We start from the raw sequence: 10,503 nt of genomic DNA, 5'->3' as shown, positions 1-10,503 counted from the left end.
ACTGAGCCGCTGCGGCGAACCTCACGTCAGGCGGCGCAACGCCGCGGCGAACATGGCGTCGGTACCGTGCCGGTGCGGCCACAGCTGAACGTGGGGCCCCTCCCCTAGCCCCGCGAGCACCGGCTCGAACAGTGGGCGGGTATCGAGCGCGTGAACCGGATGTCGGCGTAGCGCGTCGGCGACAGCACCCACAGTCTCGGCCAGGTGCGGCGAGCATGTGGCATAGAGCACGACGCCGCCGGGCCGAGTCAGCGCGATGGCGGCGCTCAACAACTCGCGTTGTAGCTTGGCCAGTGCCGCTACGTCCGCCGGCTGACGACGCCAACGGGCCTCCGGCCGACGGCGTAACGCGCCCAGCCCGGTGCAGGGCGCATCCACCAGCACCCGGTCGAAACCCGGGTCGAGGTCGGTGTGCCGCCCGTCGACACGCAAGAGCTCAACCGGCAGCCCGCGGGTGTTCTGTGCTACCAGGTCCGCGCGGTGTGGCGAGGGTTCCACCGCGGTCACCCGGGCTGCGCACTGCAAACCCAGCCCGGCCAACAGCGCGGTCTTGCCGCCCGGTCCGGCACACAGGTCCAGCCACCGTCCGGTATCGCCGTCGACTGGCGCCAGGGTCAATGCTCGGGCGACTAACTGGCTGCCCTCGTCCTGGACCAGCGCTTGGCCGTCGCGCACCGGCGCCAGTCGCCCCGGGTCACCGCGCGGCAGATACACCGCAAACGGCGAATACCGACCGACGGTTCCGCGCACCGCGCGGGCCAGTTCGCCGGCGGTCAGCACCCCGGGGCGTGCCGCCAGGTGCACCGCTGGCCGTTCGTCGTCGCTGGCCAAAACTGCCTCGAGCTCCCCGACCGCCGCGCCCAACGCGTCAGCAAAGGCCTGGGCGATCCATCGGGGATGCGCATGCACGAACGCGGCATGCCCGATCGGATCGTTCTGCGCATCAGGAGCGAGTTCGCCAACCCAGGACCGCTCGTCTCGGCCGGCGATCGTTCGTAGTACACCGTTGACGAAACCTGCTCGCGCCGAATCGAATTCGATTCCGGCCTGCTCGACGGTGGTCGACACTGCGGCGTGTGCGTCGACCCGCGTGCGCAGCAATTGGTAGGTGCCGAGCCGCAACAGGTCTAGCAGCACCGGATCGATCGCCTGCGGCGAACGCTCGGCGGCCGCACCGATGACCGCGTCGAGCAGGCCGCGGGCTCGGCAGGTGCCGTATGTCAGCTCGGTGGCGAACGCGGCGTCGCGACCGCCGATACCGCGTTGGGCCAGCAGCGCGGGCAACACCAGGTTCGCGTAGGCGTCGCGCGCACTAACCGCCCGCAGCGTCTCGAAGGCCGCACGACGCGCCGGGTCCAGCGGCCGGCGGCGCGGCCCACGCGATCTAGGGGTCATGTTGCCCGTGCGGCCAGGTCCAGCCGTGCGCCCCGCGCCCAGTCGGCCGCGTTCATGAGTTTCTTGCCGGGCGGCTGAATCTGGCCCAGCCGCACCGGTTCCGAGCCGGTGCCGATCCACACGCTCGTGCGTTCCACGTGGATTCCACCGGGCGGCAAGGGCTTCGATGGCCGGTGAGCGGCGTCGAGGTGCACCGGTCCAAGTTTGACCCGTAAGTCACCGATGAGCGTCCAGGCGCCGGGGTTGGGAGTGACGGCGCGGATCCGCCGCTCCACGACCGCCGCCGGCAAGTCCCATCGCACCCGGGCATTCGCTACGGTGATTTTCGGCGCCACGCTGACCCCGTCTGCCGGTTGCGGCCGCGGCGTCAGCCGCTGATCGGCGATGCCATCCAGCGTGGTCGATAGCAGCGCTGCCCCCGATACCGCCAGTCGCTTAAGTAGATCGCCCGCGGTGTCGGTCGGCTGGATCACCTCGGTGACGACACCGTATATCGGTCCCGAGTCCAGGCTTGGCTCAATCTGGAACGTCGTGGCTCCGGTGATCGTGTCTCCCGCGGCGATGGCGGCCTGCACCGGCGCCGCGCCACGCCAGGCCGGCAGCAGCGAGAAGTGCAGGTTGACCCAGCCATGCGGCGGCACGGCCAGCAAGGGACCGCCGAGCAGGGCTCCGTAGGCAACCACGGCGCAGCACTCTGGCGCCAGATCCGACAGTTCGGCGACGAACTCTGCCGAGTTCGGTCGCGATGGCCGCAGCACCGGAATGCCGCGCTCTGCCGCCTCACGGGCCACCGGTGACGGCTGCGGCTTGCCCCGCCGGCCGGAGGCGGCATCCGGACGGGTCAACACGGCGATCACGTCGTGACTGGGCGATTCGATGAGCCTGCGCAGCGAGGCCAGCGCGGGTTCGGGGGTGCCGGCAAAGACAAGGCGCACGCGCCCAGTCTAAGAAGCGCCGCCGACGTGGCGTGGGCCACAATTCCGACACGCGCGATAGTTAGAGGAATACACTATTTCTGATGCATACTGTATCCGGTGGGTACGCAAGGCACGCTACTGCCCAGGCTCCCGCCGTGCCCGCGACAACGATGTCGAAGTTCGCAGCCACATCACTTACTTCTCAGGAGACCTGATGACTATCGACACACCTGCTCGCGAGGACCAAACGCTTGCGGCCACACACCGGGCGATGTGGGCCCTGGGTGACTACGCCCTGATGGCAGAAGAGGTGATGGCGCCACTCGGCCCGATCCTGGTTGCCGCCGCAGGCATCGGGCCGGGTGTTCGGGTGCTCGACGTCGCCGCTGGCTCTGGCAATATTTCGCTGCCCGCAGCCAAGACGGGTGCCACGGTCATTTCCACCGACCTGACGCCCGAGCTGCTGCAGCGGTCCCAGGCCAGGGCCGCCCAACAGGGGCTGACCCTGCAATACCAGGAAGCCAACGCGCAAGCCCTGCCGTTTGCCGACGACGAGTTCGACACCGTGATCTCAGCGATCGGCGTGATGTTCGCACCGGATCATCAGGCCGCGGCCGACGAGCTGGTCCGCGTCTGCCGGCCTGGCGGGACGATCGGTGTGATCAGCTGGACGTGCGAGGGATTCTTCGGCCGGATGCTGGCAACCATTAGGCCATACCGGCCCAGCGTGTCGGCGGATCTGCCGCCGTCGGCGTTGTGGGGACGTGAGGCCTATGTCACTGGTCTGCTGGGCGATGGAGTCACTGGCCTCAAGACGGCCCGTGGCTTGTTGGAAGTGAAGCGGTTCGACACCGCCCAGGCCGTCCACGACTACTTCAAGAACAACTATGGCCCGACGATCGAGGCCTACGCGCACATCGGTGACAACGCGGTGCTGGCCGCCGAGCTCGACCGCCAGCTTGTCGAACTCGCAGCGCAATACCTGTCGGACGGTGTCATGGAATGGGAGTACCTGCTGCTCACCGCCGAAAAGCGCTGAGGCGGGCAATCCGGCCTGTGTCGGGTCGTCCCAGCACGTAACGGACGGCCCGACACGGGCTCGGCCGCTAGCTACTCGATTTCGTAGCGTGCGTCGGGCTCACCGCCCGCCTCGGTGAACGCCGTCAGGGCACGCACCAGCCCATGGCGTTCCGCCGGTGCCATCTGTTCCACGATGCGGGCGATCTCGGTGCGCCGGTGCTCGGTGACCTGACGGACGACATCTCGTCCACGCTTGGTCAGCGCCGCCAGCAGCTCCCGTCGAGAGGTGGGGTGCGGTAACCGGTCGATCAGTTCGGCGCCGACCAACCGGTCGACCATGCGGCCGGTGGCCGACGGTTGCACACCCAGCAACGTCGCCAGCGTAGCCAGGTTAATCGGACCGTGATTAGACAAAATCACCAGGGTCCGGAACTGCGGGATGGTGATGTTTTCATCGACCTGAGCGATTGAATGGGCCGAGATGGCTACCAGCAACCGGGACGCCGTCAGCAATGCATCGGTGATCACGTCCACGGATTCCTCGGCTGTCGCCGGATATTCCGTTGGCATCATTACCCCTTTCCCGGGGCCGTCCCCGGCGTCAACTTCGTCGTACACCGTGCGGGTAAGTCAGGAAAGTCTAGCATCTGACCATCGTCGACATTGATTATTTAGAACGTATACTGTTGTCTGCTGACACAATTCGGTACCAGCCTCACCCGACGTCTCGCAGGAGTTCCGATGACTGTCTACACACCCACCAGCGAGCGCCAGGCGCCGGCGACCACGCATCGGCAAATGTGGGCATTGGGCGACTACGCCGCCATCGCCGAGGAGCTGTTGGCCCCGCTTGGCCCAATCCTAGTCTCCACCAGCGGTATTCGCCGCGGCGATCGCGTGCTTGACGTGGCCGCGGGCTCGGGCAACGTATCGATCCCGGCAGCCATGGCAGGTGCCCACGTCACTGCCAGCGACCTGACGCCCGAGCTGCTGCGCCGCGCCCAGGCGCGTGCTGCGGCAGCCGGACTGGAGCTCGGCTGGCGGGAAGCCAACGCAGAAGCCCTCCCGTTTAGCGCCGGCGAATTCGATGCGGTGCTCTCGACCATCGGGGTGATGTTCGCCCCGCGTCATCAGCGCACCGCCGACGAACTGGCCCGGGTCTGCCGGCGCGGCGGCAAGATCAGCACCCTGAACTGGACCCCCGAGGGTTTCTACGGCAAATTGCTGTCCACCATCAGACCGTACCGGCCGACGCTGCCGGCGGGAGCGCCGCACGAGGTGTGGTGGGGAAGCGAGGATTACGTGAGTGGCCTGTTTCGCGACCATGTGTCCGACATCCGTACCCGGCGAGGATCGCTGACAGTGGACCGGTTCGGTTGCCCGGACGAATGTCGCGACTATTTCAAGAATTTCTACGGCCCGGCGATCAACGCCTACCGCTCCATCGCCGACAGCCCCGAGTGCGTCGCCACACTCGACGCCGAAATCACCGAACTTTGTCGCGAATACCTCTGCGACGGCGTGATGCAGTGGGAATACCTTATCTTCACCGCCCGGAAGTGTTGAGCTAGCGGTTACTCCGTTTACCCGATATGCAGCGGGTCAATCTGTACCCGAACCAGGCTACGGGTTTGCCGGGTTTGCCGCGCACTGAGCACACCGATGCCGCGCCGCAGACTCGCCGCCAACTCCAGGCCCTGCTCGCGGCACACCCGCAGCAACATCCTGATGACCGGCGCATCGGCGGGGATGCCCGCCGGGCGACGGACGCCGGGTGGCAGGTCCACCGGGCCCAGCAGATCGGCTTGGAGGCGATCCGGGTCGGGCAGCCGAGCCGCCTCCAGCAATGCCGTCACGGTGCCGGCAGGGCCGTCAAGAGCAGCGATGTGCACACTTGGCGGCAGGCCGACTTCGGTTCGGGCTGCCAGTTCGGCCTCCGCGTGACCGACCGGATCCCACCGGATCAGCGATTGCACTGTCGGAATGGACGATTCGGCGACCACGGTCACCACACCGCCCGCCCCGCGCGGCCGAACCAGGGCGGCCGCCGTCATCCAGCGCCACAGCGCGTCCTCGGCCGCGCGCAAGTCTTGACGGCCCAGCAGCGCCCAGCTATCCAGCAGCAGCGCCGCCCCATACCCGCCGGGCGCCCGGGGTTCGGCTCCTGGAGTGGCGACCACCAGGGCTGGGCCGGCGTCGAGCTGGGGCACCAGGGTGTCGCCGGCCGACGTAATCACCGCCGTACCCGGGAATGCCCGGCCGAGCTCTTCGGCAGTGCGCCGGGCCCCCACCACCACGGCACGCACCACGTCCGACCCACAGCGCACGCATCGCAGTGTCGGGTCCACCCGTCCACACCAGCGACATACCGCACCGGGCGAGCCGGCGCCTTGCAGCGATAGCGGACCCGTGCACGACCGGCAACGAGCGATCGCCCGGCAGCGCCCGCAGGCCAGCGAGGGGATGTACCCGCGCCGCGGCACCTGCACCAGCACCGGCGCCCCGGACTGCAGCGCTGAGCGCGCGGCGCGCAGCGCGATGGACGGTAGCCGTGCGGTGCGGGCGGCCGGGTCTCGCGCGTCGTCGTATCCGCTGTCGTCGAGGGCAACCACGCGAGGAGAGCGTGCACGCACCTCCGGCCGGGGTGCAACCACGTCGTGCGCCCAGCCGCTACGCACCAGCGCGTGGGCCTCGGCCGTGCGGGCGTAGCCGCCGATCAGCGCTGCGCACCGCGCCTGATGCGCCCGCAGCATCGCCACCTCACGGGCGTGCGGATAGGGTGCCCGCGGCTCAGCCAGGGAGTCGTCGGCGTCGGCCCAGACCATGACCAGGCCCAGCTCGCTCAACGGCGCGAACACCGCGCTGCGGGTGCCAATCACCAGCCGCGCGCTGCCCCGCAACGCGGCCAGCCAGCGCCGATAGCGTGCCTCCGGGCCCAGGCCGGCCGACAGTGCTACCACACTGTGCTCATCGACGAGGGCCGTCGCGGCCTGCCACAGGGTGTCCAGATCCCGCTGATCGGGCACGATCGCCAGTACCGTGCGCCCGGCACGTACGGTCTGCGCGGCAGCCTCGGCGAATCGGTCCGCCCACAGCTCGCCCGGTAGCGCCTGCCAAACGGCCCGCGCAGCGCGCGAGTCGGCCAGCGCGGCCAGGAATTGCCGACCGCGACCGTAGGCCGCCCAACCCGACGGGTCGACCGGCGCTACCACCGGCCGACCCGGGGCCGTGGTGATTTCCCGCTCCACCCGTGCGTGCCGGGCGGGCACTGCGAGCCGCAATACGTCCTGGCGGGTCCCGGCGTAGCGCGCCGCCACCGCATCGACCAACCGGCGGATCTCCGTGGTGAGCACCGGTTCGGGCGACACCACACGATCCAGCCAGCCCAGCTTGCCGTGGTGATCGCTGTCGCTGCGGCGCTCTAGGACAAACCCGTCGACCAGCCGACCGTGAAACCGCACCCGTACCCGCACCCCCGGCTGGGCATCGTCGGAGTGTTCGGCGGGCACCAAGTAGTCGAAGTCGCGGTCCAGGTGCGGCACCGACAACATCGGCAGCACCCGCGCGATCGGCTCTACTTCGACGGGCGTGCGGGCTTGACCGCGAGATCCGCTGCTAGACAACCGGTCCGCTAGCTATCCGTAGGTGCTGCGGCGTTATCAGGAACCTCGCGGCCGAAGAAGAACCCGGCCGTAATCAAGATCTCGGCTGCGGCGTAGGACCACCAGATCGGCACCGCCAACGCCTCGTTGCCGAGGATGAACCGGCCAATGCCGATCATCGAGTCCGACGCGGCGAAACACACCGCCCCGACCGCGGTCCAAATCGTCGGCAGCCGTGCCAGCAACGCGGTGCACACCATCGCCGACAGCGCGACGATGTATACCGTGACCGGGATGGTCAGGTTGTCCTTCCCCAGGTGCGGCCAGAACCACACCAGCAGCCCCGCGGACGCAACGCACATCGCCACCACGGCAGCGACCCGGCCACGCGATGGAGCCGCCTGCCGCGCCAGTGGCAGCAGGGCACCAATGAAGCACAAGTGCGCCAACAGGAATGCCCCCAAGCCGAACACGAACGCCCACGTCCACCAGGGGATCGCCAACAACCAGTCGCCGGTGGCCGACAACAGCAGCGCCGGTACCAACCACCGCCGCTCGCGGCCGATGGGATGGGCAACCGCGGCCGCGGCCAGCAGCACCGCCATCGATGCCTTGAACGCGGGCTGCAACATCGCGTGCCCGGTCAACTCGCTGCCCGGTGGCAAGCGCAATGCGACCACGGTCAAGTACACGCCGTAGGCGAGGCCCGCCCAGCCGGCGACCACCCAGCCGCCGGCCAGCAAGCGAGGTGCGTACGGTACCGGTATGCCCAGTTTGGACAACACCGCCGACGAGAAACCCGCGATCGACCCCATCCTGCTGAAGGTACTGGATGCGGTTCCGTTTCGGCTATCGATCGACGATGGGATCGAGGCCGTGCGCCAGCGGTTGCGCGATCTACCGCGCCAGCCGGTGCACCCCGAGCTGCGGGTCGTTGACCTTGCGATCGATGGACCGGCGGGGCCGATCGGGACCCGGATCTATTGGCCGCCAACGTGTCCCGATCAAGTCGAGGCGCCCGTTGTGCTGTATTTCCATGGCGGCGGATTCGTCATGGGCGACCTCGACACGCACGATGGCACCTGCCGCCAGCACGCCGTCGGCGCTGACGCGATTGTCGTGTCCGTCGACTACCGGCTGGCGCCTGAGCACCCCTACCCCGCTGCCATCGAAGATGCTTGGGCCGCAACGCGGTGGGTCGCCGAGCATGGCCGCCAGGTCGGTGCTGACCTCGGCCGCATCGCCGTCGCCGGAGATTCCGCCGGCGGCACCATCGCCGCGGTGATCGCGCAGCGAGCCCGCGATATGGGCGGCCCGCCCATTGTGTTTCAGCTGTTGTGGTATCCCTCCACTCTGTGGGACCAATCGCTGCCGTCGTTGGCCGAGAATGCCGACGCACCGATCCTCGACGTCAAGGCAATTGCCGCGTTCTCCCGTTGGTACGCAGGCGAAATCGACTTGCACAACCCGCCAGCGGCAATGGCGCCCGGCCGAGCGGAGAACCTGGCCGACCTGCCGCCGGCCTACATCGCTGTCGCCGGCTACGACCCTTTGCGCGACGACGGGATTCGGTACGGCGAGCTGCTGGCCGCCGCCGGTGTTCCCGTCGAGGTGCACAACGCCCAGACGCTGGTGCACGGCTACGTTGGCTATGCCGGTGTGGTGCCCGCCGCCACCGAGGCCACCAACCGTGGGCTGGTGGCGCTACGGGTTGTGCTACACGGATAGGCCTGGCGGTCGTACGGTAGGCCCATGACAGAGCCGACCGTCGCCCGGCCTGATATCGATCCCGTGCTGAAGATGCTGCTCGATACCTTTCCGGTGACCTTCACCGCGGCCGACGGTGTCGAAGTCGCCCGCGCGCGGCTCCGCCAGCTGAAGACACCCCCGGAGTTGCTGCCGGAGCTACGGATCGAGGAACGGACCGTTGGCTACGACGGGCTCACCGACATTCCGGTCCGCGTCTACTGGCCGCCGGTCGTTCGCGACAACCTGCCCGTGGTTGTCTACTACCACGGTGGCGGCTGGTCGCTCGGCGGTCTGGACACCCACGACCCCGTCGCCCGCGCCCACGCCGTCGGCGCGCAGGCCATCGTGGTGTCCGTCGACTACCGGCTTGCCCCGGAACATCCCTACCCGGCCGGGATCGACGACAGCTGGGCGGCATTGCGCTGGGTCGGCGAAAACGCCGCCGAACTGGGCGGTGACCCGAGCCGGATCGCCGTGGCCGGTGACTCTGCGGGCGGCAACATCTCGGCGGTCATGGCGCAGTTGGCCCGGGATGTCGGCGGACCGCCGCTGGTGTTCCAGCTGCTGTGGTACCCGACGACCATGGCCGACCTGTCGCTGCCGTCTTTCACCGAAAATGCCGATGCGCCAATCCTGGACCGTGACGTCATCGACGCGTTCCTGGCCTGGTATGTGCCGGGGCTGGACATCAGTGATCACACGATGCTGCCCACGACACTGGCCCCGGGAAACGCTGACCTGTCCGGCCTGCCTCCCGCCTTCATCGGCACCGCCGAGCATGATCCGCTGCGCGACGACGGTGCTTGCTACGCCGAATTGCTCACGGCCGCAGGGGTTTCCGTAGAGCTAAGCAACGAGCCCACCATGGTGCACGGCTACGTCAACTTCGCCCTGGTGGTGCCCGCCGCGGCCGAAGCCACCGGCCGCGGCTTGGCGGCGCTGAAGAGGGCGTTGCACGCATAACGTCGGCGGCATGCCCGGTCGGCTGAATCGCCGCCCGCCGCGGTGCCGCCCGGGCCGCACATTGTGATGTATGATATGGTGTATGAAGCGGACCAACATCTACCTCGACGAGGAGCAGACGGCAAGCCTCGACAAGTTGGCCGCGCAAGAAGGTGTTTCGCGCGCCGAGCTGATCCGCCTCCTGCTGAACCGAGCCCTCACCACCGCTGGGGACGACCTTGCATCGGACCTGCAGGCTATAAACGATTCGTTCGGCACGCTTCGCCACCTGGATCCGCCGGTGCGTCGCTCCGGTGGTCGTGAACAGCACCTTGCCCAGGTGTGGCGCGCCACCTCATGATCCTTGTCGACTCCGATGTGCTGATCGCGCATTTGCGGGGTGTCGTTGCTGCTCGCGATTGGCTTGTCAGCGCCCGCAAGGACGGACCGCTGGCGATCAGCGTGGTGTCCACCGCCGAACTCATCGGCGGAATGCGGACCGCCGAACGGCGCGAGGTGTGGCGCCTGCTTGCATCGTTTCGGGTACAGCCAGCAACCGAGGTAATCGCACGCCGCGCCGGCGACATGATGCGCCGATATCGTCGCAGCCACAACCGGATTGGACTTGGCGACTATCTGATAGCTGCTACCGCCGACGTCCAGGGCCTGCAATTGGCAACCCTCAACGTGCGGCATTTCCCCATGTTCGAGCAGCTGAAACCACCATTTGCGGTGCCGGGGCACCGACCGCGGGCATGACACCGACGACACCTCGCTGCGGCCCCGATAGTTGCATCGTGTCGCCGCTGTCCGACGGAGGTCCCAGGCCGCGGGCCGCGCGACATTAATAAACAAAGTTGCAATAAGACCGCACTCCT

11 protein-coding genes are annotated in these 10,503 nt (G+C 68.1%); 6 read left to right on the top strand and 5 right to left on the bottom strand.

Features of this window, described 5'->3' with window-relative positions; all coding sequences use genetic code 11:
• Nucleotides 1-21: 21 nt before the first annotated feature.
• Both MCAN_RS07490 and fmt read right to left on the bottom strand, forming a co-directional pair.
• The gene (locus MCAN_RS07490) at nt 22-1,395 is read right to left on the bottom strand and encodes a 16S rRNA m5C967 methyltransferase (protein WP_003407303.1); all 1,374 of its coding nucleotides are present in this window, start codon (nt 1,393-1,395) and stop codon (nt 22-24) included.
• On the bottom strand, nt 1,392-2,330 hold the full coding sequence (gene fmt, locus MCAN_RS07485) for a methionyl-tRNA formyltransferase (protein ID WP_003900336.1): 939 nt from the start codon (nt 2,328-2,330) through the stop codon (nt 1,392-1,394). Before fmt ends, MCAN_RS07490 begins: the two co-directional genes overlap by 4 nt.
• Nucleotides 2,331-2,526: 196 nt before the next feature.
• On the opposite strand from fmt, the gene MCAN_RS07480 reads away from it, so the two are divergent.
• Nucleotides 2,527-3,351 (top strand): virulence-associated methyltransferase, encoded by an 825-nt coding sequence (locus MCAN_RS07480; RefSeq protein ID WP_003407297.1) that lies wholly within the window; start codon nt 2,527-2,529, stop codon nt 3,349-3,351.
• 71 nt (nt 3,352-3,422) lie between these two features.
• Here MCAN_RS07480 and MCAN_RS07475 read toward each other — a convergent pair whose 3' ends face one another.
• Nucleotides 3,423-3,905 (bottom strand): MarR family transcriptional regulator, encoded by a 483-nt coding sequence (locus MCAN_RS07475; protein WP_003407295.1) that lies wholly within the window; start codon nt 3,903-3,905, stop codon nt 3,423-3,425.
• 168 nt (nt 3,906-4,073) lie between these two features.
• Between MCAN_RS07475 and MCAN_RS07470 the strand changes: the two genes are divergently transcribed.
• On the top strand, nt 4,074-4,898 hold the full coding sequence (locus MCAN_RS07470) for a class I SAM-dependent methyltransferase (protein ID WP_003407292.1): 825 nt from the start codon (nt 4,074-4,076) through the stop codon (nt 4,896-4,898).
• A gap of 17 nt (nt 4,899-4,915) precedes the next feature.
• Here the strand turns inward: MCAN_RS07470 and MCAN_RS07465 are convergent, their stop codons facing one another.
• Both MCAN_RS07465 and MCAN_RS07460 read right to left on the bottom strand, forming a co-directional pair.
• The gene (locus MCAN_RS07465; RefSeq protein WP_003407285.1) at nt 4,916-6,883 is read right to left on the bottom strand and encodes a primosomal protein N'; all 1,968 of its coding nucleotides are present in this window, start codon (nt 6,881-6,883) and stop codon (nt 4,916-4,918) included.
• 80 nt (nt 6,884-6,963) lie between these two features.
• A complete protein-coding gene (locus MCAN_RS07460; RefSeq protein WP_220130159.1) occupies nt 6,964-7,749 on the bottom strand; it encodes a lysoplasmalogenase in 786 nt (261 codons plus the stop codon).
• On the opposite strand from MCAN_RS07460, the gene MCAN_RS07455 reads away from it, so the two are divergent.
• The 4 genes from MCAN_RS07455 to MCAN_RS07440 all read left to right on the top strand — a co-directional run bounded on the left by MCAN_RS07455 (nt 7,700) and on the right by MCAN_RS07440 (nt 10,384).
• Nucleotides 7,700-8,662, top strand: a complete 963-nt coding sequence (locus MCAN_RS07455) for an alpha/beta hydrolase (RefSeq protein ID WP_014000750.1) — start codon at nt 7,700-7,702, stop codon at nt 8,660-8,662. The two genes, MCAN_RS07460 and MCAN_RS07455, sit on opposite strands and share 50 nt — an antisense overlap.
• Nucleotides 8,663-8,686: 24 nt before the next feature.
• Nucleotides 8,687-9,646 (top strand): alpha/beta hydrolase, encoded by a 960-nt coding sequence (locus MCAN_RS07450; RefSeq protein WP_003407276.1) that lies wholly within the window; start codon nt 8,687-8,689, stop codon nt 9,644-9,646.
• Nucleotides 9,647-9,728: 82 nt separating this feature from the next.
• Complete coding sequence (locus MCAN_RS07445; RefSeq protein WP_003407272.1) at nt 9,729-9,986, top strand: ribbon-helix-helix domain-containing protein; 258 nt, start codon at nt 9,729-9,731, stop codon at nt 9,984-9,986.
• Entirely contained in the window at nt 9,983-10,384 is a 402-nt protein-coding gene (locus tag MCAN_RS07440) for a type II toxin-antitoxin system VapC family toxin (RefSeq protein ID WP_014000749.1), read from the top strand. Before MCAN_RS07445 ends, MCAN_RS07440 begins: the two co-directional genes overlap by 4 nt.
• Nucleotides 10,385-10,503: the final 119 nt, after the last annotated feature.

The organism is Mycobacterium canetti CIPT 140010059, from assembly GCF_000253375.1.
In the GTDB taxonomy this organism is placed as follows: Bacteria; Actinomycetota; Actinomycetes; order Mycobacteriales; family Mycobacteriaceae; genus Mycobacterium; species Mycobacterium tuberculosis.
Note: the sequence above shows the minus strand (reverse complement) of the source record. Positions and strands in the feature narration are given on the sequence as shown.

Bases quoted from the DNA above. Each gene is read 5' to 3' on its own strand.
- MCAN_RS07460 (WP_220130159.1), bottom strand. From the start codon at position 7,749: ATGGGGTCGATCGCGGGTTTCTCGTCGGCGGTGTTGTCCAAACTGGGC.
- MCAN_RS07480 (WP_003407297.1), top strand. From the start codon at position 2,527: ATGACTATCGACACACCTGCTCGCGAGGACCAAACGCTTGCGGCCACA.
- MCAN_RS07450 (WP_003407276.1), top strand. From the start codon at position 8,687: ATGACAGAGCCGACCGTCGCCCGGCCTGATATCGATCCCGTGCTGAAG.
- MCAN_RS07475 (WP_003407295.1), bottom strand. From the start codon at position 3,905: ATGATGCCAACGGAATATCCGGCGACAGCCGAGGAATCCGTGGACGTG.
- MCAN_RS07465 (WP_003407285.1), bottom strand. From the start codon at position 6,883: ATGTTGTCGGTGCCGCACCTGGACCGCGACTTCGACTACTTGGTGCCC.
- MCAN_RS07490 (WP_003407303.1), bottom strand. From the start codon at position 1,395: ATGACCCCTAGATCGCGTGGGCCGCGCCGCCGGCCGCTGGACCCGGCG.
- MCAN_RS07445 (WP_003407272.1), top strand. From the start codon at position 9,729: ATGAAGCGGACCAACATCTACCTCGACGAGGAGCAGACGGCAAGCCTC.
- MCAN_RS07470 (WP_003407292.1), top strand. From the start codon at position 4,074: ATGACTGTCTACACACCCACCAGCGAGCGCCAGGCGCCGGCGACCACG.
- MCAN_RS07455 (WP_014000750.1), top strand. From the start codon at position 7,700: ATGCCCAGTTTGGACAACACCGCCGACGAGAAACCCGCGATCGACCCC.
- MCAN_RS07440 (WP_014000749.1), top strand. From the start codon at position 9,983: ATGATCCTTGTCGACTCCGATGTGCTGATCGCGCATTTGCGGGGTGTC.